This window comes from Oscillospiraceae bacterium NTUH-002-81 (genome assembly GCA_032620915.1).
Classification (GTDB): Bacteria; Bacillota; Clostridia; order Lachnospirales; family Lachnospiraceae; genus JAGTTR01.
In genome coordinates this window covers 2,800,160-2,825,079 of the sequence record CP136052.1, presented here as the reverse complement: position 1 = coordinate 2,825,079, position 24,920 = coordinate 2,800,160, and the positions used below count along the sequence as shown (strand labels likewise).

At 45.6% G+C, this 24,920-nt stretch carries 19 protein-coding genes and 2 pseudogenes; 20 read left to right on the top strand and 1 reads right to left on the bottom strand.

The genetic code is table 11. The annotated features are described in order from the left end of the window. Positions 1-32: 32 nt before the first annotated feature. Positions 33-1,406 (top strand): annotated as a pseudogene (locus tag RJD28_13910) (MATE family efflux transporter). 14 nt (positions 1,407-1,420) lie between these two features. Here the strand turns inward: RJD28_13910 and RJD28_13905 are convergent. Further along, positions 1,421-2,119: a LysR family transcriptional regulator gene (locus RJD28_13905; protein ID WNV57350.1), complete on the bottom strand. Its 699-nt coding sequence runs from the start codon at positions 2,117-2,119 to the stop codon at positions 1,421-1,423. Positions 2,120-2,402: 283 nt separating this feature from the next. Here RJD28_13905 and RJD28_13900 point away from each other — a divergent pair, with 283 nt between their 5' ends. From RJD28_13900 to RJD28_13810, 19 genes and pseudogenes are all read left to right on the top strand, one after another. Next, a complete protein-coding gene (locus RJD28_13900) occupies positions 2,403-2,687 on the top strand; it encodes an MATE family efflux transporter (GenBank protein WNV57349.1) in 285 nt (94 codons plus the stop codon). Continuing rightward, complete coding sequence (locus RJD28_13895) at positions 2,665-3,774, top strand: MATE family efflux transporter (protein WNV57348.1); 1,110 nt, start codon at positions 2,665-2,667, stop codon at positions 3,772-3,774. Before RJD28_13900 ends, RJD28_13895 begins: the two co-directional genes overlap by 23 nt. A 217-nt stretch (positions 3,775-3,991) precedes the next feature. Further along, on the top strand, positions 3,992-5,086 hold the full coding sequence (locus tag RJD28_13890) for a helix-turn-helix transcriptional regulator (GenBank protein ID WNV57347.1): 1,095 nt from the start codon (positions 3,992-3,994) through the stop codon (positions 5,084-5,086). Between the two features lie 99 nt (positions 5,087-5,185). After that, a complete protein-coding gene (locus RJD28_13885; GenBank protein ID WNV57346.1) occupies positions 5,186-6,130 on the top strand; it encodes a glycyl-radical enzyme activating protein in 945 nt (314 codons plus the stop codon). A gap of 45 nt (positions 6,131-6,175) precedes the next feature. After that, a complete protein-coding gene (locus RJD28_13880; protein WNV57345.1) occupies positions 6,176-8,695 on the top strand; it encodes a formate C-acetyltransferase/glycerol dehydratase family glycyl radical enzyme in 2,520 nt (839 codons plus the stop codon). 141 nt (positions 8,696-8,836) lie between these two features. Continuing rightward, positions 8,837-10,007 (top strand): annotated as a pseudogene (locus tag RJD28_13875) (iron-containing alcohol dehydrogenase). A 355-nt stretch (positions 10,008-10,362) separates the two neighbouring features. Then, the gene (locus tag RJD28_13870) at positions 10,363-10,677 is read left to right on the top strand and encodes a TnpV protein (protein ID WNV59631.1); all 315 of its coding nucleotides are present in this window, start codon (positions 10,363-10,365) and stop codon (positions 10,675-10,677) included. A gap of 123 nt (positions 10,678-10,800) precedes the next feature. Next, positions 10,801-11,115: a helix-turn-helix domain-containing protein gene (locus tag RJD28_13865; protein ID WNV57344.1), complete on the top strand. Its 315-nt coding sequence runs from the start codon at positions 10,801-10,803 to the stop codon at positions 11,113-11,115. Between the two features lie 314 nt (positions 11,116-11,429). Further along, positions 11,430-11,648, top strand: coding sequence for a helix-turn-helix transcriptional regulator (locus RJD28_13860; GenBank protein WNV57343.1), 219 nt, complete (start codon positions 11,430-11,432; stop codon positions 11,646-11,648). 14 nt (positions 11,649-11,662) lie between these two features. Beyond that, complete coding sequence (locus tag RJD28_13855) at positions 11,663-12,268, top strand: DUF1819 family protein (GenBank protein WNV57342.1); 606 nt, start codon at positions 11,663-11,665, stop codon at positions 12,266-12,268. 11 nt (positions 12,269-12,279) lie between these two features. After that, positions 12,280-12,840: a DUF1788 domain-containing protein gene (locus RJD28_13850; protein ID WNV57341.1), complete on the top strand. Its 561-nt coding sequence runs from the start codon at positions 12,280-12,282 to the stop codon at positions 12,838-12,840. Positions 12,841-12,853: 13 nt separating this feature from the next. Next, positions 12,854-16,279: a BREX system P-loop protein BrxC gene (gene brxC, locus RJD28_13845; protein ID WNV57340.1), complete on the top strand. Its 3,426-nt coding sequence runs from the start codon at positions 12,854-12,856 to the stop codon at positions 16,277-16,279. 139 nt (positions 16,280-16,418) lie between these two features. Further along, positions 16,419-16,901, top strand: a complete 483-nt coding sequence (locus RJD28_13840; GenBank protein WNV57339.1) for a hypothetical protein — start codon at positions 16,419-16,421, stop codon at positions 16,899-16,901. A gap of 17 nt (positions 16,902-16,918) precedes the next feature. Next, positions 16,919-18,028, top strand: a complete 1,110-nt coding sequence (locus RJD28_13835; protein WNV57338.1) for an SEFIR domain-containing protein — start codon at positions 16,919-16,921, stop codon at positions 18,026-18,028. Between the two features lie 3 nt (positions 18,029-18,031). Further along, positions 18,032-21,526 carry a BREX-1 system adenine-specific DNA-methyltransferase PglX gene (gene pglX, locus RJD28_13830; GenBank protein WNV57337.1) on the top strand — a complete coding sequence of 1,165 codons (3,495 nt, stop codon included), beginning with the start codon at positions 18,032-18,034 and terminating at the stop codon, positions 21,524-21,526. Between the two features lie 16 nt (positions 21,527-21,542). Further along, positions 21,543-21,770: a DUF3791 domain-containing protein gene (locus RJD28_13825; protein ID WNV59630.1), complete on the top strand. Its 228-nt coding sequence runs from the start codon at positions 21,543-21,545 to the stop codon at positions 21,768-21,770. 44 nt (positions 21,771-21,814) lie between these two features. Then, on the top strand, positions 21,815-22,633 hold the full coding sequence (locus RJD28_13820) for a hypothetical protein (GenBank protein ID WNV57336.1): 819 nt from the start codon (positions 21,815-21,817) through the stop codon (positions 22,631-22,633). 86 nt (positions 22,634-22,719) lie between these two features. Next, the gene (locus RJD28_13815; protein ID WNV57335.1) at positions 22,720-23,403 is read left to right on the top strand and encodes a hypothetical protein; all 684 of its coding nucleotides are present in this window, start codon (positions 22,720-22,722) and stop codon (positions 23,401-23,403) included. Positions 23,404-23,442: 39 nt separating this feature from the next. Further along, a complete protein-coding gene (locus RJD28_13810; protein ID WNV59629.1) occupies positions 23,443-24,915 on the top strand; it encodes an ATP-binding protein in 1,473 nt (490 codons plus the stop codon). The last annotated feature ends 5 nt before the right edge of the window (positions 24,916-24,920 follow it).

The following is a 24,920-nucleotide window of genomic DNA, read 5'->3' as shown; positions in this document are numbered from 1 at the left end:
AGACAGGAATTCAGAAATATTGATACAAATTTATGAAAAAAATCGATTTTGAAAACGGAACTGTAACCAATCACATTTTAAGTGCTGCGCTGCCGATGCTGGTGGCGCAGCTTTTGAACCTTCTGTACAACATTGTGGACCGGATCTATATTGCCCGGATCCCGGATGTGGGGACGGTGGCGCTGGGGGCGGTGGGTTTATGCTTTCCGATCATTGTGATCATCACGGCGTTCAGCAACCTGTTCGGCACCGGCGGGGCGCCGCTGTTTGCCATCAGCCAGGGACAGGGGGGATGCGAAAAAGGCGGATCAGATCATGAACACGGCGTTTACCATGGTGTGCGGGGCGGCGCTGCTTCTGATGGTGATCGGAATGCTGTTTGCCAGACCGCTGCTGTTTCTGTTTGGCGCGTCCGCGGACGGCATCCAGTATGCGTACCCGTATCTGATGATTTATCTGCTGGGCACGCTGCCGGCCATGATCGCCACGGGCATGAATCCTTTCATCAACGCCCAGGGCTATGCCACCATTGGCATGCTGTCGGTGGCAGTGGGGGGCGGGCACCAATCTGGTGCTGGACCCGGTGCTGATGTTCGGTCTGCATCTGGGCATCCAGGGGGCGGCCATTGCCACGGTGCTGTCTCAGATTCTGTCGGCGGTCTTTGTGTTTACCTTTCTGCACGGGAAAGCGGAGCTGAAGGTGCGGCTGCTGCGAAAGGACGAACTGGCGGAAAGTCTGCCGCTGGCGGCCAATATCATCAGTCTGGGAACGGCGGGCTTTATCATGCAGCTGACCAACAGTCTGGTGAGTATTTCCTGCAACCATGTGCTGTCGGTGACCGGCGGGGATCTGTACATCTCTATCATGACGATCATTTCCAGCGTCCGGCAGCTGGTGGAGACACCCATCCATGCCATGAGCGAGGGCGCTTCCCCGGTGCTGAGCTATAATTACGGGGCCAGACGGCCTGCCCGGGTACGGAAGTCCATCCGGGTGGTGGCGACGCTGGTGCTGCTGTACACGGCACTGACGTGGAGTGTGATCCTGCTGGCGCCGGAGGCGCTGATCCGCATTTTCAGCTCAGATGCCACGCTGGTCAGCCATGCGGTCCGGCCGCTGAATTTGTATTTCGCGGCGTTTGTGTTCATGGATCTGCAGTACATCGGACAGATGGTGTTCAAATCATTAAATAAGAAAAAGCAGGCCATCTTTTTCTCTATTTTGAGAAAAAGTGGTGATCGTGGTGCCGCTGACGTATTTTCTGCCCTTTGGGCTTTCCATGGGGACGGATGGCGTGTTCCTGGCGGAGCCGGTGTCCAACGTCATCGGCGGGGGCCTGTGCTTTGTGACGATGCTGGCGACCGTGCTGCCGGAGCTTCGGAAGATAGAGGAAGCACAGCAGTAAGCCAAGCAGATGATTCATGAAGCCGGGACGTTGCGAGGAGCGGACGCAGCTGCCGCCTCTGCCCGTCTCCTTACTTCCTCCAGAAACAGCCCAGCGGCCTTTCCAAAGACACTGTCCCGTTTCCACACGAGATGATAGTGGATCTCCAGCGGCATCTGCAGCAGCTCTTCCCGGCGGATGACAGGAAGCCGGGCAAAGGCATCCTTCCGGGGCATGAGCACGCCCCAGGCGGAGGTGTCGGGCAGCGCGAGACTTTCATAGCGGGACGTGTGGGGCGGCTGCAGCAGAACGGAGAAATCCAGGCTGCCGTGATCCAGCCGCTCGGTGATGTCCGTGGCATCGGCGCTGTAGAAATGAAACCGGATGTCCGGATACTGCTTTTGCAGGGCGGAAGCCGCTGCCAGAAGGGTGTGCGTGGGATTGCCGCCCAGCACGATTTCCCCGGAAATCTCCCGGGAATCAGAAGAAATGTCCCGCTCGGTCTTTTCCACCAGGGATACGATATCCTCGGCCCGTTTGCGCAGCAGGATCCCCTCCTCGGTCAGCGTGATCTTGCGTTTTCCCCGGATGAGCAGCTGCTTCCCCAGCTCCTGTTCCAGCTCCATGAGCTGCTTGGACAGGGAGGGCTGGGCGATGTGCAGGCTTTCCGCCGCTCTTGTAATATTCTCTTCTCTTGCAACTGCCAGAAAATAGCGCAGGATGCGAATGTCCATACAGATTCCCCCACTATCATTTTTCTCTTATTTTAATCCAAAATATCATTCCTGTAAACTATGGTAAATGATAGCTAATATATATATGCTATGAAAAGAACAACTGCGTATAATGAACAGAATAAAGGAAGATATCCTATCAAGTATGACAGCAATATCAAGTGTGACAGCGATATCACGGAAAATCTGTCAGACATTTGTATAAATGAAGTCAAAATGCAGACGGACATCAACGGAAACAAAAACAATAGAAGAGACAAAGAATAGAAATCGAGGGGAAACTATGAGCGGACAAACGAAAAAGCGGAGTATGGATATGCTGCATGGCTCCATCTGGAACAAACTCATCCTGTACGCATTGCCGGTGGCGGCCACGGGCATTCTGGAGCAGCTGTTTAACGCCTCTGACGTGGCCATTGTGGGCAATTTTACCGGCGAGATGCGGACGGTGGCGGTGGCGGCCGTGGGCGCCAACAGCCCCATCGTGGGCCTGCTGCTGAACCTATTCATCGGCATTGCCTTGGGCGCCAATGTGGTCATCGCCCATGCAGTGGGCCAGGGGGGATGAGAAAACCATTCACCACGCGGTACATACGGCGGTGATCATGGCTGTGGCGGGCGGCGCCCTGGTGGCGGTCATCGGCGAGCTGGGTGTGGGCAGCCTGCTGCGGATGCTGAACGTGCCGGAGGACGTATTTCCTCAGGCGTTGCTGTATATCCGCATTTACCTGCTGGGGTTGCCGGTCATTCTCTTATACAATTTTGAGGCGGCGATCTTCCGGAGTGTCGGCGAGACAAGGATGCCGCTGGAGGCGCTGGCCATCTCCGGTGTCTTGAACGTCTGTCTCAATCTGTTTTTCGTGGTGGTGCTGCATATGACGGTCAACGGCGTTGCCATTGCCACGGTACTTTCCAACGCGGTGAGTTCCCTGATCCTGCTGGTGAAGCTGCTGCGGACGGATCAGGCCATCCGCATCCGGCTGGACGAGCTTCGTTTCCACAAGGATGTGTTTGTGAAGATTCTGCGCATCGGCCTGCCTGCGGGCATCCAGAGCGCCGTGTTTGCTGTTGCCAACATCGTGATCCAGTCGGCCATCAACAGCCTGGGTACGGTGGTCATCGCCGCTTCCAGCGCGGCCTTCAATCTGGAAATATTTGCCTACGATGTGCTGAACGCTTTCAGCCAGGCGTGCACCACCTTCACCGGCCAGAATTTCGGCGCCGGGCAGATCAAGCGCTGCCGGAAGGTGCTGCTTTTGTGCCTGCTGGAGGACACCATCGCCACGGCAGCCACCATTTTTATCGTATTGTTTTTTGGAAAAAATCTGCTGGCGATCTTCAACAGCGATCCGGCGGTCATCGAGATTGGCTATACCAGACTGCTGCTGATCTTCTCGGCATATACGTTTACCATGCTGTATGAGAATTTCTCCGGCTACCTGCGGGGCTTCGGTATATCCGTGGTACCGGCGGTACTCACCATCATCGGCGTGTGCGGCGTCCGCCTGCTGTGGATCTTCACCGCATTCCCCAGAAGCCAGACCTTCCGCACCATCATGATGGCGTACCCCATCAGCCTGTCCACCACGGCGCTACTCATGTTCCTGGCGCTCATGTGGTACCGCCCGGCGCGGAAGCACCTGCAGCAATCGTAAAACCCGAGGGAAGATTTCTGTGATGTGAATGATCTGCCCCGCAGCGTCATGACAGAGCATATGGAAAATAAAAGATGTCTGCTTTTTGCCGAATGATCGGCAGAAGGTTCAGGCATCTTTTTTCATGATAACAGGTGCTCCTTTCGTTGATTTGAAAACATAAACGTAGTAAAATACAGATAACAATACCTGTCGAAAAGAGGAGGCCTGGCGTGCTATGGCTTACAACGATAAAGAGGCGTCGCGGTTCGTGACGGAGATGTCGGAGCGGCAGATTTCCGCCCGGGAATTTTTCAGTGTAGGGTTGCTGGACGCGCTGCAGCGGGATTTCGGCCTGGAGCGGGCAGCGATCTTCATTTATAACACCGAAGGGCAGTTCCTTTCCTGGATCCGGAAAAACGGAATGGAAGTGGCCGGGGCAGATCACGCCTATTCGCGGATCCTGCGCTACGATAAGATGCGAAAAACCATGTATGAGGAGGCAGTTGCCGACGGATTGACCTATTTTAATCAAAATCCGCGGATGTACCGGGCCTCTGATTTTTATGCAAAAAATACCTACGACAAATCCAGCTTTGTGCGGCTCATCGAGAAGGAGTTCGGTGCCCACTACTGTCTTTCTCTGGCGTTTGGCATCAACGCCTACATCCAGATCGCTTTTTTCAAAACAAAAGAGGAGGGGGATTTCTCCGACGCGGAGGTGGAGAGCTTCCAGGAGATTTACCGCTATATCGCTACCTCCTACGTGGGCTTCAAGAAGCATGAGCAGGCGAAGATCATTTCCAATATCCAGGACGAGATCATTTCCTCCGGGGAGCATGCCTACCTGATCACCGACGATTTCATGCACATCATCGGTTACAACCGGGAGGCGGTCCGGCTGCTGGTGAGCGTTCTGGGCCAGTCGGCGGCGGAGGAGATCGAGCACCATGCCCGGTGCCTGTGGCTGCCGTTTCTGCTGGAAGGAAAGGCTGGCCAGGTGGAGGGCGACCGGGTAGTGATCAAGGAGATCAAAAACTGTGTGTTCAAGATCTATACGTACGACCAGAGCTACAGCCATGGCATTGTTGACCGGTATCACTGGATCACCATTTCCCGGAAAGATCCGGTGGAGGAGAAGAACCACAAGGAGGAGATTGCCCTGACGCCTGCCGAGCAGAAGGTGGCAGAGCTTCTGTGCAAAGGCTTTACCTATCAGAAGGTGGCGGATGAGCTGTGCATCAGCTATCATACGGTAAAAAATCACGTGCAGAATATTTTTTCCAAATACCATGTAAACAACCGGTACGAGCTGTATGAGGTGCTAAAATAGGGAGACCTTCCTATTGTTTTTGGGGCAGGTGCAACCTATAATATGATTGACTGATAAAAATATAACAATAACAAACGAAACAGGATAAGAGGGGTCATTTTGGAAAAGGGAATTATTTTTAATATCCAGCAGTTTACCATCAATGATGGACCCGGCATCCGGACAGAGATTTTCATGAAGGGATGTCCCATGCGGTGCAAATGGTGCAGCAATCCGGAGAGTCAGAAGCTGGCGTCCGAGCCGGGCGTGTACCCGTCCAAATGCATTTCCGAGCAGAAATGCGGGCTTTGCACGAAGGTCTGTAAGCAGCAGGCGCTGCTTTTCGGTGAAGAGAAGATCTGGGGCATTGACAGGAGCAAATGCATCGGCTGTACTCAGTGCGTGGAGGCCTGTCCCTCGGAGGCCATCAAGCGCTGGGGCGAGCACATGACTGTGGAAGAGGTTATGAAGGTCATTGAGAAGGATCGAAAATACTACGAGCGTTCCGGTGGCGGGATGACCGTATCCGGCGGCGATCCGCTGGTGCAGCACGAATTTACGAGAGAGCTTCTGAAGGCCAGCCGGGAGGCCGGCATCCATACATGTCTGGAATCCACCTTTTATGCAGACTGGGATATCGTTGCGGATACGGTACAGTACGCGGATCTGCTCATTTCCGATGTGAAGCACATGGACAGCGAGATCCATAAGAAATACACCGGCATGGGCTGTGAACAGATTCTGGACAATCTGGCACACCTGGCGCGGGAAGGACATGAGATGATCCTCCGTATTCCCGTCATTCCAGGCATCAACGATGACATGGAAAATATCACCAGAACGGCGGATTTCCTGGAGAGCCAGATCGGCAGCAGCCTGCGTACCCTGCAGCTCTTAAGCTTCATGCGGATGGGCGAGGAGAAATGTGCTTCCCTGGGAAGACCATACGAGATGAAGGATCTGGAGTTTGACCGGGAAGAGTTCCAGAAAAAGGTAGAAGGCATCGCAGACTATTTCAACAGCCGCGGCATCCACTGTGTCGTGGGCACCAAGGAAAAAGAATAAAAACAAATAACCATTCATCATATTTTTTTAGAAGGAGAGAGAACGATGAGCGAAGTACACACCACAGCACGCGGCGTAGATCCGTATGACAAAAACTACTGTATCGGATATCAGGTTGGCCACAAGGACTGGTCCCCGTATCCCCGTGTCAACCATCTGAGAAAAGCATTCCTGGATCGGGAGTACCTGATTGACGTGGAGCGTTTCCGCAACGTGACAGAGGCTTATCAGGAAAATGAGAGAGCAACGACCAAGATCAAATGTGCGAAAGCCTTTGAGAAGATCCTGCTGAACGCAACTCTTCGAATCTACGATGAGGAGCTGATCCTGGGCGAGATCTGTGCACCGGCAAAGGCATCCCCCCAGTACCCGGAGTTTTCCATCGACTGGATGCTCTACGAGGCACTGTATGAGCCCTTCGAGAAGCGGGAACATGACCAGCACTATTTTGCAAATGAAGAGGACAGACAGGAGTTCATCAAGCTGTGTGCTTACTGGAAGGGCAAGACCGTTGAGGATCTGGCCAACGAGTACATGGATGAGGAAATGAAGAAGGGCTCCGAGGTGGGCAAGAAGATTTTCCAGACAAACCTGTACCACTACGGCGGCATCGGCCATCTGGTCATGGATTATGAGCGTCTCATGAAGGAAGGCTTCGACGGCATGATCAGAAGAGCCGAGGAAGGCCTTACAAAGCTCACCAAGAAGGATCCTGATTTTGCAGTAAAGAGAGAGTTCTACGACGCTGTTCTCATCTGCCATAAAGCAGCAAAGAAATACATCGCAAGATACGAGGCACTGGCCCGGGAGAAGGCAGCAGAAGAAGCTGACCCGAAGAGAAAAGAAGAGCTTCTTGCCATGGCTGACAACTGTCACCAGATCGCAGGCGGCCCGGCACAGAGCTTCTGGCAGGCACTGCAGCTGTTCAACTTTGCCACAACCATGACCCAGATTGAGAGCAACGGACATTCCATCTCCTACGGCAGAATGGATCAGTGGCTGTATCCTTACTATGAGAAAGACATCAAGGAAGGCAAGATCACCAAGGAGTTCGCACAGGAGCTTCTGGAGGTTACCTTCGTAAAGATGAACAACCCCACCAAGGTCAGAGACGGCGGTACTGCAAAAGTCCGTCAGGGCCGTGGCTTCGGCGGCGAATGTCTGACCATCGGCGGCGCTGATAAGGACGGCAACGACCTGACCAACGACCTGACCATGATGATGCTGGATGCATCTGTCCATACAAGAATGATGTGCCCGTGGCTCCTAGTGAGAATGCATGAGGGCACCCCCTATGAGGTAAAGGTAAAGGCCATCGAGTGTATCCGTGCCGGATATGGCCATCCGAAGATCTTCAACGATGCGCCTACGATCAAGGCATTTGCAAGAAAGGGCGTGCCGGCAGAGGAGGCAGCAGATTATGCAATCGTTGGCTGCGTTGAGCCTTCTATCCCCGGTAAAGAGTATGGCTGGCATGACGCTGCTTACATCAATACCGCAAAATTCATGGAAATGGTATTAAACGGCGGCAGATGTCTGGATTGCGGAGAGCAGTGTCCGAGATGGGAGAAATGCGGCAAGCTGGGCAAGCATCTTGGCCCGGATACCGGCAACCTGGCAGATTATAAGAACATGGATGAGCTGCTGGAGAGCGTGAAGAAGCAGTTTGAGTACTGGCTGGATCAGATGTGTGCATGTCTGAATGTCATTGACCGGGCACACAGAGAGAGAAAGCCGCTGCCGTATGTATCCGCATTTTTCGAAGACTGTCTGGAGAAGGGCGTAGACCTTTCCGCAGGCGGTGCAAAATACAACGGCATTGGACCCCAGGCACTGGGTGTGGCTACCTGCGCAGACTCCCTTGTCTCGATCAAGCAGCTGGTATTTGATGAGAAGAAATACACCGGTGCAGAGCTTCTCCAGGCGATCAAAGATAACTGGGAAGGCCATGAGGTACTTCATCAGCTCATCAACAGCTCCAAGGTGCATCACTACGGCAACGATGATGATTACGCAGATGATCTGTTCAAATTCATCTTCGAGTGCTACTGTAAGACACTGATCGGCAGACCGACCATCCGCGGCGGCCAGTTCAACCCGGGCGTTTACTCTGTAAGCGGCAACGTTTCCATGGGTCTTGGCACCAATGCTTCCCTGGATGGAAGAAAGAAGGGAGAGGCCATCTCTGATAACATGGGACCGGTACATACCGAGGCCGGTTCTCACGACACCAAGGGCCCCACCGCTCTGGCAAACTCTGTCGGCAAGGTGGACCACAGCCTGGCACCCAACGGTACGCTGCTGAACGTTCGTTTCCCGGAGAACGCAGTGACCGGTGTGGAGGGAAGAGACAACCTGTTAAGCTTCGTGGACGGCTATCTGGCCAATGACCCGATGCATGTGCAGTTCAACATCATGAGCGCAGATACGATGCGGGCTGCCCAGAAAGATCCCGACAGCTACCGCGATATGCTTGTTCGAGTGGCCGGATACAGCGCATACTTCGTAGAGCTGGGAGATGCACTGCAGAAAGACCTGATCCAGAGAACAGAACTGCATTTCTGATCCCGGTATTTGAAACACCAGGATAACAAATGTAACATATAAATGAAAACCTTCAGACAGAGAAGTAACAGAGGCTTACCCTGCCTGGAGGTTTTTCTGCTTATCCGGCAGATTCGGAAAATATTCAAAAGGAGAAAAAGAATGTTAGGAAATTTTTCATATTGTAATCCAACAAAATTATATTTTGGAGAAAAGGCGCTGGGCAAGCTGGGTACAGAGCTGAAGAAATACGGCCCAAATGTGGTACTCGTCTATGGCGGCGGTTCCATTAAGAAAAATGGCATCTATGATGAAGTCATGGACATACTGAAAGCAGAGGGCAAGCAGGTGGCGGAAATTTCCGGTGTCATGCCCAATCCCACATCTGACAAGCTGCGGGAGGGGTGTTGCCATTGCCAGAGCGCACAGGGCAGATTTTCTGCTGGCTGTGGGCGGAGGCTCCGTGTGTGATTACACAAAGGCTGTGTCTGTCGCTGTCAACTGCGATGAGGATCCGTGGGAAAAATATTATGTGAAGTTTGAAGAACCCAGCTGTGAGACGTTGCCGGTGGGATGTGTACTGACGATGGTAGGAACAGGTTCTGAGATGAATGCCGGTGCGGTCATCACCGACCATGCCAGCAAGATGAAGATCTGCCATGTATTCCGGGATGAGAAGATCATGCCCCGGTTTGCCATCTTAAATCCCCGGTACACCATGACCCTTCCTCACCGTCAGATGGTGGCAGGTTGTTACGACATTTTCAGCCATATCTGTGAACAGTATTTTTCAGGGGAGGATGACAACACCAGTGATTACATCAGTGAGGGACTGATGCGTTCTCTCATTCATTCCAGCCGGATCGCCAATGAAAATCCGGAGGATTATGAGGCAAGAAGCAATATCATGTGGACGGCAACCTGGGCGTTGAACACGTTGGTGGCAAAGGGCAAAAAGACAGATTGGATGGTACATATGATCGGTCAGGCAGCCGGGGCTGTCACAGATGCTACCCATGGCATGACCCTTTCAGCCGTGTCCCTTCCCTACTATCGGTTCATCCTGGATGCGGGCCTGCCCAAATTTACCCGCTTTGCCAAGAATGTCTGGGAAGTAAGCGCCGACGGTAAATCTGACCGGGAAGTGGCAGAGGAAGGGCTCAGCGCCATGGAAGCCTGGATGCGGGAGCTGGGACTTGCCATGTCTCTTTCTGAGATTGGCGCGACAGAAGATATGATCGAGGATATCGTGAAGGGTACGATCATCCTGAAAGGTGGTTATCGGGTGCTGACGAAGGAGGAAATCCGGGAAATTGTAAAAATGTCCATGTAATTCTTTGGACTTTCCATAAAACATTTTGAATCATATGCAAATATTCATGCTTCCTGGCGTTCACAAAATTATTAGCACGCACCTCTTGATAATGGAAGTCGATTTTTGTCCTGTCTTGTGTATCCCGGAAGTGCCTGTTTTACAGGCTTTCCGGGGCATCAGTCATTTTGTCTGGTATTGTAAAGCAGTGTCAGATTTGTCGTAAATGTCGTAAATTTGTGGTCAAAAAATGATGAGAAATGGAGAGTGCTAATAAAATGAACGCAGGCAGCGAAGCAACTGCGTTCATGAGCAAGTAGCGAAAGCGGATTGCGAATGTCCTGTTTATGTAACGTATACGAATGTAAATGGATATCTGATCCCGAATCTCATCTATAAATCCGGTGAGCAGATGGAGCAGCTTGGCAAGTATGGTTTTCTTCGCAGAGATTATCTGAAAAACCATCGAAATACAACCTATCAGGTGATGCTTTTACAGGATACAATTGGAGAACACCTTTTGGAAGTAGATAAAGCAGCAAGAGAACGGGAAGAAGTGATTCTGAAGCAACTGGAAGAAAAAGAACCACTGCCGGATAAAAAAGCAGATCAAATGGCATGGGTAAGAGCTGCTAATCAACACAGAGCGATTGCGGAAGAGATTATTCTCAAGGAATTGATTTATGTATAAGGATTGCCAGTAACTAATCTGGCAGGTAACTGATAAAAATAGAATATTGTGAGCGAAGTAAGGCGTGAGTCATAAGATATGGCTTGCGTCTTTTTCTTTTGAACTGGAAAGGAGGATGGGAGCATGGCACAGATTTTTCGTGTAGAGAGAACTAAGAATTTTACGGTAATGAGTAATCATCATTTCAAGAATAAGAATCTGACATTGAAAGCGAAAGGTCTATTATCGCTGATGTTAAGTTTGCCAGATGACTGGAATTACAATATGCAAGGACTGGCAACATTGAGCAGAGATGGGATTGATTCTGTTCGTTCTGCAATTAAGGAATTAGAGCATCATGGATATGTGGAACGTCATAGATTGCGTAATGAGTATGGCTTTTATGGCGATACCAAATATATTATCCGGGAAGTTCCATTAGGAGAAGAAAATGATTAAGTAGAGAATAGAAGTGCCTAAGGGTGGATAGTCCAATTTTGGACAATCAGGTCATAGGAAATTTCTATCTCCGGACATCAGAAAATAGGAAAACCAGATATGGTAAATCCCATACTGGACAAACCGTTGCTATTAAGATGTGCTTGTACTTTCAGCTTGTCTTATTAAGCTGTGCTTCTTGTGATTTTAAATGCGATATTTCGGAATTGAATTATGATTTTTGATAGATTAGATTGTTTGAAACGCATTTTTATGATATGATGATAAATACCATGTGAACAGATATTTCAAGCAAATAAGATTGAGGTGAAAAAATGGCAGTTAGTTACAAGAAATTGTGGAAATTGTTAATTGATAAAGAAATGATGAAGAAAGATTTGCGTGCAATGACAGGAGTTAGTACAACAACGATGTCTCGATTATCAAAAGATGAAAATGTAAGTACAGAGATTCTGTCAAAGATATGTTCTGCTTTGAATTGTGATGTGGGAGATATCATGGAATTTGTTCCTGATAAAAAAGAAGAGCAGTAAGGAGGTGCGGGAACATGGATCATTCTTATCCTTATATTGCATCTTTGACCAGAGAGCCGTTCCTTTTTTATGAAATGCGTTCCACTGCAAAGCTTATGTCAGAAGGAATTTCCGATGATACGATTGTTAAAGAAATTGTAGAGCAGAATCTTTTCCAGTATCCAACGGAAAAATCTATCACACGCATGGCGAAAGCCTGTATCAAACGACTCCATGCGCTAGAAGATGATTCTCTGATTTCTGCGATTGCGTCACAGCCGACGGATGTGGCAAAACAGATTTGTCTGTATGCATTGATGAAGCAGAGTCGACTGGTTTGGGAATTTATGCTGACCATCATTGGTGAGAAGTACAGATTAAGGGACACGTCTTTTGGTAAAATAGATTTGAATACATTTTTTATGCGTTTACAGGAACAAAATGATACCGTAGCTTCCTGGAGCGATAGTACGATAACAAAGTTAAAACAGATTATTGCCAGAGTGCTTGTCGAAACAGAATATCTCGACAACCTCAAGGCAGATCATTTGAATCCAGTATGGCTGCATCCTATTTTAGAGAATGCCATCAGAAGCAATGGCGACACGGCGGTACTGCCGGCGTTTAATTGCTTTGTGTAGGAGGTAACCCGATGAGTGAAATAAAAGAGCGCTTGGACAAAGTTCGGGCATTGATTCAGGAACCGGAGTTCCTGGAAGGCAAAGGACTCAGCAATGAGGTGAATATCAGAATCTTCTGTTATGAACCGGAGAATGAAATGGTTGTCCGCCATTTTGTGAATCAGCTGGAAACCGATCAGTTCTTAGATTGCCATTTGATCGTTTGTAATTTATATAAAACATTTCTCTCTATCTGCGATGATATGGACATCACAGATGCGATTCCCGATATGGAAGAAGCTGACGGGAGTGCTTATCTTTTGGAGCAGCTTAATTCTGCAATCGGCAATGGAGAGTTTATTGAAAAAATCCAGTATGAGCCACACGAACTGGGTGACGTGCTGATGCTGACAGGTGTAGGCGAGGTATTCCCGTTTATGAGAATCCATACGTTACTGGAAGCCTTGCAACCGTATTTTTCGGATGTTCCGATTTTGGTGATGTATCCGGGGGAGTTTGATGGTCGTCATGTAAAACTGTTCAACCGTTTGACACCAAATGATTATTATCGGGCATTCAATGTCATAGATTAAGGGGGATAAAGCCATGATGATTCGAGATATGTTTGCGGATGACATTAACCGCAAAATCAATGGTGTAATTAAAGTAGATCAGGCTGCTGATGATGTAATCGAGCAGGAGTTAAATGAATATGTCATTACCAGAGAATTGAAGAAACACTTCATCACTTTCTTCAACTATTATGGGGATGCCTTTGACCAGCCTACGGCTGATATGGGTGTTTGGATTTCCGGTTTCTTTGGAAGTGGTAAATCTCACTTTCTGAAAATGCTTTCCTACCTTCTGGAAAATAAAGAGGTAAAAGGTATTCGGAGTGTAGAACGTTTTCGTAAGAAGTTTGAGGACGATCCGGCAACCTTTATGCTGATTGACCGTGCTACAAAGGGAACAACGGAGACAATTCTGTTTAATATTGATATTGAGGGATTCAGCAATAAAGACAAGACTGCTGTACTTCGTGTTTTTGCAAAGATGTTCTACAACCATCTGGGATTTTACGGTGAAAATCTGAAAGTTGCCATGATGGAGCGTTATATTGACCAGCAGGGTAAGACAGAGGAGTTCCGCAGAGTTTTTGAAGAAAAGAAAGGCAAGCCTTGGCTTGAAATGCGCCGTGCCTTTGCTTTCAATGGAAAGTTCATCATCCCGACACTGATGGAAGTTCTGGATATGAGTGAGGACGATGCCAAGACGTGGTTCAATGATAAAACTGCAACAGAAATTTCTATCGCACAGCTTGTGGAAGATATGAAAGCCTATGTAGATACCAAGCCTGCCAACTTCCGTCTGCTGTTTATGATTGACGAGGTTGGTCAGTATGTTGGTACGGATACCGATATGCTTTTGAACCTCCAGTCTCTGACCGAGAAAATCGGAAGTGAGTGCGAAGGTAAGATCTGGGTGATCTGTACCGGACAGGAAGCCATTGATGAAATCATCAAAGTTCGTGCCGATGAGTTCTCCCGTATCCAGGCTCGTTTCAAAACAAGACTGAGCTTATCTTCTTCCTCCGTGGATGAAGTCATCCAGAAGCGTATTCTAAAAAAGAAAACAGAAGCAGCCAAAGACCTGGAAGGTGTTTATGAGCAGAATGATTCTGTCCTTCGTAACCTATTCAGCTTCAGTGGCTCTATTCTGGACATTAAAGGCTACTCCGGTCCGAGAGAATTTACAGAGAACTTCCCATTCGTGCCGTATCAGTTTATTATCATGCAGAAAGTATTTGCTGAAATCCGAAAACACGGAAATTCCGGTAAACACCTGTCCGGTGGTGAGCGTTCCATGCTGTCCGGTTTCCAGGAAGCTGCACAGAAAATTCAGGAGAAGGATGAATACGCACTTGTTCCATTCTTCCGTTTTTACGATACCGTACATACTTTCCTGGACGGTTCTATTCGCCGAGTAATTGAGCGTTGCCAGAAAGCTGCTGACAATGGGGACGGCATCGAACAGCAGGATGTGGATGTACTGAAACTTCTGTACTTGATTCGATATATTGATGATATTCCTTCTAATCTGGACAATATCGTGATCCTTATGGCGGACGATATTCGTGTGGATAAGATTATTATGCGTGAAGCTGTCCGTGGATGCCTTGACCGTCTGATGAGCCAGAACTATATCGGCAGAACCGGCGACACCTATAACTTCCTGACTGATGAAGAACAGGACATTCAGCGTGAAATCCGAGATACCAATGTGGATACCGCATCTATCGTAGAGCGTATCGCCCAGATGATTTACGGCGATATTTTCACAACTAAGAAGTTCCGTTATGGAAAATATGACTTTGCTTTCGATCAGATGGTTGACGGCATTACGGTTGGTGTGGCAACAGGCGGTATGCGTCTGCGTTTCCTAACCGTGGCAACGGATGCCATTGAAAAAACAGATTATCGTCTGATGGCAGAATCCAAAGGCAACGAAGCAATTGTTGTTCTGGCTGATACGCCTTACTATGAATCTCTGGAATCCGCCATGAAGATTCGGAAGTATGTAAAGCAGAGAAACGTAAGCCAGCTTCCAAAAACTGTGCAGAAAATCATCAGCGATCAGCAGGACGAAGCCGGAAAATATGAGCTGAGCGCTATGACCGAATTGCAAAATGCTATTGAAGGGGCACAGTTCTATGTAGATGGTGAGCATTTGGAAATCAAAGCCGGAAATGCCAAGAGCAAGATTGACCAGTCTCTTGAATATCTGGTTGCTCATGTGTATAGCAAGCTCGACCTGATTACAGATAATGCAGGCAGTGACGCAGATATTATTGCGATTCTGACAGGTGCGGTAACAGCACTTCCGGGCATGGAACCGAACCGTGATGCTGCTTCTGCTATGGAAGAATATCTGGAAATGCAGGATGCGAAAAAGCTGCCGACGTCTATGGCAGATGTGCAAAGCAAATACAGTGCGATTCCGTATGGCTGGAAAGAAATCGACATTGCTGCGGTTGCGGCACAGCTGATTTATTCCCAGAAAGTAACCATCAAGTATGCAGGCAATACCATTCAGCCGGATGACCCGAAACTGCCGGATATGCTCCGTAAAAAGAGTGAGATTGGTAAGACTTCCATCAGCAAGCGTAAAACCATTTCCGCAACGATGATGCGTGATGTGAAATCAATGCTCCGGGATTATTTCGATGTTATGGATGTACCGGATGATGAAGATGGTCTGATTCGCTTTGTGACTGAGAAATTCAGTGAACAGCGTGATTACTATGCTTCTCTGGATGCCCGTTATGATGGACATAAATATCCGGATCGTGCATTGGTGCAGGAAGCTATTCATCTGATGGATGATGTACTTTCTCAGAAGAAAGACAATATTGCTCTGATTGAGCGTGTACTGAAAAAAGAGGATGCTCTTTTCGATAACAAGGAAGCCATGAGCAACGGCATTGAAAACTTTTTCAAGACCCAGGTAACAGTATTCGACCAGGCAGTGCAGTTTGAAAAATCTCTGCACGACGATCTCGACCGTATTGCAGAAAATGAGGAAGCACATAAAGCGCTGAATACCATTCGTTTGATTACGATTGTTCAGACCGGAAGCAAGTTCAATTATAACCGGATTCGTGAACTGAATCCGTTGATGGATACGGTTCGTACTGCCCATGATAAGATGCTGGAAGAAAAACGTGCCGAGGTTCTGGAAACGGTTCGTCAGTGTATGGAAGCAACCCACACTGCCGCAAACGGCGATTCCAAGGCATCTCATCTGATTGAAAAATCGGATAAATATTTCAGTCAGTGCAAGGAGAAAATCGCAGAATTAAAGAGCCTTGCCCTTCTGGATGCCATGTTCCTGCCGATGTGCCAGTACAAGGATGATACCGTCAGCAATATCGAGACTGTTCTGGCTCCGCCTGCACCGAAGCCGCCAGTGCAGCCGACACAGCCTGGAAAAAGAACAAGCGACCGCAAAGAAAAAGGTTGTCCGTGCTTATAACCGTCAGGTTGTATTTCAGGCAAAGACCTTACAGACGGATGCGGATATTGATGATTATGTAGAGAAGATTCGTTCTCAGCTGAAACAGTTGCTGAAGAATTGCGACGAGATTAAGCTGAATTAACAGGAGAGCCAAACCATGATAGAACTAATAAGTGCAGGGATTGGCGTTATCGGAGTTGTCATTGGCTGGGTATTGAATGAGCTGACTACTACTTTTAGGGAAAGACCGAAGCTCTGCTTTCAAATGGTGTCTACACCAGATGATGAACTGACAGAAAAGGAATACCGTGTAAAAGAAAGTCCATCTGAACATGGAATAGAAATCTTTAATGTGGGAGAAAAGCCTTTTATTTTGGAGAGCTTTGTGATTTGCCACAAGAAGAAATTATTAGTAGATTGCCATATAGCTGAAAGTGATCGGATTATATTACCTTTTCATAATATCATATATACTTTGTCAGATCAGGAAGTAGATGCTTTGGAATGGCATTGCCAAAAGGAACACTTTGATAAATGTCAAGTGACAGCATATAGTGTTGATCAAAAAAAGGTAAAGGGAATACTGCCAGTTCCATTGTTTGCAATACGGGCAAATATCAGAGATACGATAGTGGTTTAGAAAATTAGGAGATAAATATGGATAATAACCCAAGAGTATTTATTTCGTATGCACATAAAAATCAAGCATATGAAGATAAAGTATTAAAGTTAGCAAATAGATTACGTTCAGAAGGCATTGATGCAATGATAGATCAGTATGAGGAAGCACCTTCTGAAGGATGGCCACGGTGGATGGAACATCAAATAACGGAGTCAGAATTTGTTCTTGTCTTGTGCGAAGAAACGTATAATCGAAAACTCTATTCTGACAAAAAAGGTAAAGGTGTGGTTTGGGAAGCTAATATTGTTTATCAAATGTTATATGATTCAGCAGCAGAAACAAATAAATTCATTGCGGCATTTTTTGATGACGATGATCAGCAGTATATACCCACACCGCTGAAACCATACACATATTATAATCTTTCGGATGAAAGACAATATGAAAGGCTGTATTGGCGTTTTAGGGGTGTTACCAATAGTAAAAAGCCTCCATTAGGTGAGTTGAAACCATTACCGGAAAAGAAGCGAAAAACAATGTTCTTTTCTTCACCAATTAACCTTGAAAAGTGGAATGTTGCAAAGTGGAGAGGAACAGTATATTTTTGGGGTGGAGATGCACCTGCCATAGGCTTGTTTTTTACAAATTACTCAGTGGGTAAAGAAATTTTCAAAGAGTGGAAGAAAAAATACAAAGATATGGCATTCGCAGATACTTTTTTGAAGGTTGACTATATTGTTCCACCGTTTCCTAAGTCATGTTGGATATATGAATCGTATGACAGAAATTATGGAAAAGGATATTTTCTGCATATAGGCGCAAATATTGATGAAAGCATTAGTCGAGCTAATAATTGCGGAATAGAAATGCAACAACTACTTTTGGCAACGGTTTCACGTTACCAGTGGATGGATGAAAATAACGGATCAGGTAATAGAGATCAGTTTTTAGATATGTATAACAAGACAGGAAAATATTATTTAGTTCCTGTCGGATTAAAGAATCCATCAATGGGAGTTGTAATAGAAAATATGCAATTTGATTTTGAGTACGCAATTCCAATGAAAGAAATAACGGTTACAGCTGGAACAAAGATAACGGAGGAGAATCCCTGCAAAGCAGTTATTATGGAGCCGGAGGAATGATATATGGATAAAAATGCGATAAAAAAGTTTGCTGTCTGGGCAAGAACAGAGCTGATCGCCCGTGTTTCCCTGAAAGGTGTGGAATACGGTATCACAGAGGACAACATTGAGGATGCCAATGCGGACAGTGTTGGCGGCAAAGTCCTCACTGCCGATGAAAAGAAACAGCGTCAGGCTTTGATTGCTGAGATTAACGATAAAGGATATAGGCAGGTCATGGAGGAGATTGCCTACACTTGGTTCAACCGCTTCTCTGCTCTGCGATTCATGGAAGTCAATGGCTATCTTCCTTCTCATGTGCGTGTGTTCACGGACGAGGAAAACAACTTTAAGCCGCAGATTATAACCGAAGCCATTCATTTGGATTTGGATGGACTGGATATGGAAAAGGTCTATGAACTGAAAGATGCCGAAAAGACCGAAGAACTGTATAAATATCTGCTGATCGTGCAGTGTAACGCCTTGAATAAGATTCTGCCAGAAATGTTCCAGAAGATTGCAGATTACACCGAGCTTCTTCTGCCGGACAATCTGCTCCGTGAAGGCAGCGTCATTCAGCAGATGATTGAGCTGATACCGGAGGATGATTGGAAGGATGCTGTCCAGATCATCGGCTGGTTGTATCAGTATTATAACAGTGAGAAAAAGGATGACGTTTTCACAGCACTGAAAAAGAATGTGAAAATCACAAAAGAAAACATCCCTGCAGCAACCCAGCTTTTCACACCGGACTGGATTGTTCGCTACATGGTAGAGAACAGCCTTGGTCGCCTGTGGTTGGAGGGACACCCGGATGTAAAAGAACAGCTTTTGCCGACAGAGGAAGAACAGTCTGCCTATGTTGCCGGAAACCGTGACCCGGAAGATACCAAATGGCACTACTATCTGGAAGAAGCCGAGCAGGAGCCAGAAGTGCAGGCACAGCTTGCCGGGATTCGCAAGGAATACGCCGCACTGACACCAGATCAGCTGAAGGTCATTGATCCTTGCTCTGGTTCCGGTCATATTCTTGCATATATGTTTGATGTGCTGATGAAGATTTATGAATCCTACGGCTATACCACCCGTGAAGCAGTGGCAAGCATTGTGGAGAATAATCTTTATGGTTTGGATATTGATGACCGTGCGGCACAGCTGGCTTATTTTGCGGTAATGATGAAAGCCCGTCAGTATGACCGACGCTTTTTCAGACGTGGCATTCAGCCACATGTATATGCTATTGTGGAGAGTAACCATGTAGACAAATTTGCAGTAGATTATTTCTGTAATGGCGATATGAAGCTCACAGCCGCTATGGATACTATCATCAAAGAATTACATGATGCAAAGGAATACGGCTCGATTCTGACGGTAACACCGCAGGATTGGTCGATGCTGTATGACCGTTTTGCAGAGATTACGGAAGATATACATATGTCCCGTGATACGGTATTGAGAGAATTACTGCCGTTGGTGCAGGTAGCAGAGGCATTAGCACAGAAGTATGATACGGTTGTGACGAATCCGCCATATATGAGTAGTTCTAATATGGGGGCTATTTTACTGAAATATGTAAAAAAGCAGTATGCCGATGGTAAAAATGATATGTTTTCTGTATTTATGCAGAAAAACATGGAATTAACAAAAAAGAATGGATTTATCGGTATGATAACGATGCATTCTTGGATGTTCCTTTCACGTTATCAATCCTTACGATTACAATTATTAAACTATACATTGGAAAATGTGTTGCATTTAGGAGCAAGGGCATTTGAAGATATTGGTGGAGAAGTTGTACAGACGGCTTCATTTGTAATTAGGAAGTCCCATCTGTTTGATTATATTGGAAAATTTGAAAAATTAACTGAGTTATCGGATTCGCAAGAGAAGATAAAAAATTATAATAATAAAGAGTTGATATATTGCTGCCATCAAAATAATTATTTGCACATGGTTGATAATATTATTGCATATTGGATAAGTGAGAAAATTGGCTATCATTTTTCAAATACACATTTACTTGGAAGTGCTGTTGACTGTCGCCAGGGAATCGCAACGGGAAATAATGATTTGTTTTTGCGTTTTTGGCATGAAGTTGAGTATGGAAAAATTGGATTTAGTATTGAAAGCCAAGAACAATTTTTTGAAAGTAAAAAATTGTTTGTACCATATAATAAAGGGGGATCATTTAGAAGATGGTTTGGAAATAGAGAGTATGTTATAAAAATGGATTATACAAATTATAATTTACTCTTAACAATGGGAAATCATCTACCATCAAGGCAATACTATTTTCAAAGTGGAATTACATGGAACGATTTATCAACAGCGTTATATTGTGCGAGATATGTGGATAAAGGATTTGTGTTTGATGCTGCTGGTCCAACCTGCTTTTATACAGGAGATGAGAAGTATTTGCTTGGACTTTTAAATTCAAATGTGGCGCAAACCTTTTTGAATGTAATATGTCAAGGACTTCATTATAGTACCGGACATATACCTAATATCCCGTTTATATTGAATAGAGAAAGCGAAGTAAATATTATAGTATCAGCAAATTTACAAATGTCAAAGAATGATTGGGATTCCTTTGAAACTTCATGGGATTTCCAGCACCATCCATTACTTCGTAAAGTTTCTACCATTGCCGAAGCCTTTGACCAGTGGCAGACTGAATGTGATGACCGCTTCAACCAGTTGAAAGCTAATGAGGAAGAACTGAACCGTATCTTCATTGACATTTATGGTTTGCAGGATGAGCTGACACCAGAGGTTGAGGATAAGGATGTTACTGTCCGCAAGGCTGACCTTGGTAGAGATATTCGCTCTTTCATTTCCTATGCGGTTGGTTGTATGTTTGGTCGTTACTCTCTGGATGTGGACGGGCTTGCCTATGTAGGTGGCGAATGGGACAACAGCAAGTACGCTTCTTTCGCTGCGGATAAGGATAACATTATCCCGATTTGCGACGATGAATACTTCGAGGATGATATCGTCGGTCTGTTCGTGGAGTTTGTGAAAACGGTTTATGGTGCAGATACGCTGGACGAAAACCTGAAATTCATTGCGGATGCTCTCGGCGGCAAGGGTCAGCCGAAGGATGTGATTCGGAATTATTTCCTGAGTGACTTTTACTCCGACCATTGCAAGATGTATCAGAAACGTCCGATCTACTGGTTGTTTGACAGCGGCAAAAAGAATGGCTTCAAGGCACTGATCTATATGCACCGCTACCAGCCGGACACCATTGCCCGTATCCGTACCGACTATGTGCATGAGCAGCAGGCTCGTTATCGCACTGCCATTGCCGATCTGGAACAACGTATTGCCAATGCTTCTACTGGCGAGCGTGTGAAGCTGAACAAAAAGCTGACCACCTTGCAGGCACAGGATACTGAAATCAGAACCTATGAGGAAAAGATTCATCACCTTGCCGATCAGATGATTTCCATTGATCTGGACGATGGTGTAAAGAAGAATTATGCAATTATCCAGGATGTTTTGGCTAAAATAAAGTAAGGAGGGATTGCGTATGATGACTGCAAACCCGATTTTACTTCAGAAAAAATATGCCCGTGTCATTGAGTGCTTTGCCAAACAGCAGGGACTTTCTCTGGATGAGGCATTGGGATTATTTTATCATTCTGAAGTTTATCAGCTAATGCGAGATGGTGTTTCTGATATGCACTGTATGAGTGATCTGTATCTTGTAGAGGAATTAAGACTGGAATATACAGAGAAGTTTCTGGAAAATTGCCAATAACTGAAATGTGAGTTTGGTATTTATTCGTGATGAGGTGCTACAAAATGATTGATTTTGACAATCCGAACACGTTCCCAAAAGAATTGAAAAATTGGGGAACTGAATTTGAAAAGATGATTCTAAGAAAAGTAAATACGAATAACATTGAAGAGGGGTGGCAAATTGAACATCAGTTGCAGGGGATTAGAGTTGGTGAATCGAAGTTGGTTACTGATTTTGTTAAAGAAAATATGGATATAGAAATTGTAGTATGTCATTGTGCGCGTATTTTAGACGAGAATGAATATTGGAAACATGGTCTTGTGACTGCTGGAGGGAAAAATAATGCTGGAGAGAGGCGATTACGAAAACTCCTTGTCGATATAGGCTTAGATGAAGATAAAATAGAAGAAGTTTTTTCACATGTATATTATTTGTGGAATTGTAACAAACAATCCAAAACAAAATCGGTACACTTTTTTATTGATAAAAGTCAAGTATATAAGAATGATCAATTAAATTATTTTGCTGTCAATTTAGGGGGCGAAATTTTGCGATGGTCTTTGAAAGCGATGGATAGGGATCTGTATAAAGAAGAACCTTATAAGCGTCTATGGATTATGGGAACTCCATGTGTAATAACATTTAAGGTTAAATTAGATGATATTTATGAGACAGATCGCAATAGTTTAATTGCTGAAATAGTCAAATACAACATAATGAAAGATATTTTTGGCTTTGATTATGAATTTAAATTTACAGGAATGACAGTGGGAGATGTTCCACCGGAAAATATTTTAGGCATTGAGGAAATAAGAGATTATATACATATGCAAGAAAAATATCCTGATTATAAGGGATTTTATGATGAATTGAAAAGTTAAATTACTTATGTAGACGTGAAAATATATCAATTAACAACGAAGGGAGAGATTCGAAGGGAGAAAAATTTCATTTTCAAGCAAAAGGAATGCCACTAATAAAATTTCAAGATGCAGACAAGATTAAAAGTTTGCAAGCGGGGAAAATTTATGCGAAAACTCTTGGATATTATCGTAAAAGAGAAGAAGAAACCGGTGATTGTGAAGTTGGCGACAAGTATGAAGCCATGATTCATATTAACGAAGCTACTATCTATTTCCCTGATACTGGAGAAACAGTTGCAGTTAATGATGATTTGTTAAAAACATCTGAATCAAACGATTTCGTTTTCTGTATGTTTGGTGTAAATCCAAAGAAAGAAAAATTTAGATTTACAGATAAACAAAAAGAAAAAATGCTTTCATTTGGCGATACGGCATTGATCGTTTTAGACCATGATGAATTTATTCGTAGGGTAAAAGTTGCGGCTGAACAAGCAGGTTATAAAGTTTATTTCAAGCCAGTTCAATACTATGATCCAACTATTGATGGCGGGAATATGTTAATTTCATTGCTTGCAGGAATGTGGAATATTGCTTTTTGGAAACGTGATTCGTATAGCTATCAGCAGGAAGTAAGATTTGTATTTACGCCAGGTGATGAAAATATAGATCATATCGAATTGGATATTGGTGATATTAGTGATATTACAGCAATCATTTCTGCTAAATCAGCGTTATCAGCAATAGTAGAAAAAGCGGATTCTTCGGAAACAGAAAGTGACTTAAAATAATCGGGTGGCGAATGCTACCAAAGAGAGCGAGGTGTTATGATGACCATAGAAGAAATTCTTGCAGGAGAATCGAAGAATGTAGAGTTCAAAGAGAACCTGCCGGAGAAAAGCATCAAATATATGAAGTCTGTGGTTGCCTTTGCAAATGGAACTGGAGGAAAAATCATTTTCGGAATTGCCGATAAAACCAGAGAGGTTGTTGGCTTTGACAAGGAAGATGTATTCAAGAAAATGGATGCCATTGCCAATGCCGTATCAGACAGCTGTGAACCGGCAATTATCCCGGATATTACTTTACAGACGGTTAATGGTAAGACTGTCATTGTGGTAGAGGTTTCTGAGGGCAGACAGCGTCCGTATTATATCAAAGCCCTTGGCAGAGATGGCGGTGTATATGTCCGTGTTGCCGGAACCACCCGCCTTGCCGATGAGTATATGGTCAAGGAGCTGTTGTTTGAGGGCAGTAACCGCTACTACGATCAGGTTTTGTGTACAGGACTGAATATCACGGATGAAGATATTGATGCTCTTTGCAAAGCTATGAAGGAGCAGGCAATCAAAAACGCACATACTGAGGAACAGAAAGCATACATCAAAGATGTCGGTAGACAGCAGCTGCGTTCCTGGGGTGTTTTGATTGAGCGTGATGGAAAAGATTATCCGTCCAATGCCTTTGCTATTTTGACAGGCAACGGAGGACTTCATGTTGCAACGCAATGTGGTGTGTTCAAAGGTACAACGAAAGCGGTATTTGTTGACCGTAGAGAATATACCGGTCCGCTTTGGGAGCAGATAGATGAAGCATTTCAGTTTGTTCTGAGAAATATTCATCTGGGTGCTACCATTGTGGGAATTTATCGGCAGGATGTTTATGAGATTCCACCGGATGCCATTCGTGAGTTGATTATCAATGCCATGGTACATCGTAGTTATCTGGATCATGGTACGATACAGGTTGCGGTATATGACAACCGATTGGAAATTACTTCTCCAGGAAAGCTGCCAATGGGACAAACGATGGAGCGTATGAAAGAAGGCTATTCCAAAATCAGAAATGAAGCCCTTGCCCATGCGTTTGCTTATATGAACCTGATTGAGCATTGGGGAAGCGGTATTCCGAGAATTATTGATAAAGTAAAAGCTGCCGGACTGCGGGAGCCGGAGTTTATTGGTGGCGAAGTTGATTTGCGTATCAATATTTATCGAGGTCAGGTTGATACCAATAACGCCATAATTAACGCCAATGGCACTAAAAATGACACTAATGGCGTTAATTGTGGCGCTGATGATGGCACTAATGGCGCTGAAGTGCCACTTAATAAGGAACAGACGCAGATAGAAAAATTGTTGCAGATTATAGAGAAGAATCCGTCTGCAACACAGGCATATTATGCGGAAGAAATAGGTATATCGAAAAGAACGGTTTCTCGAATGTTTGCTTCTTTACAGGAAAAAGGTAGATTGGTACAGAGCGGAACAAAACGAAAAGCAAATTGGAAAATTATAAGGTAGGAGGA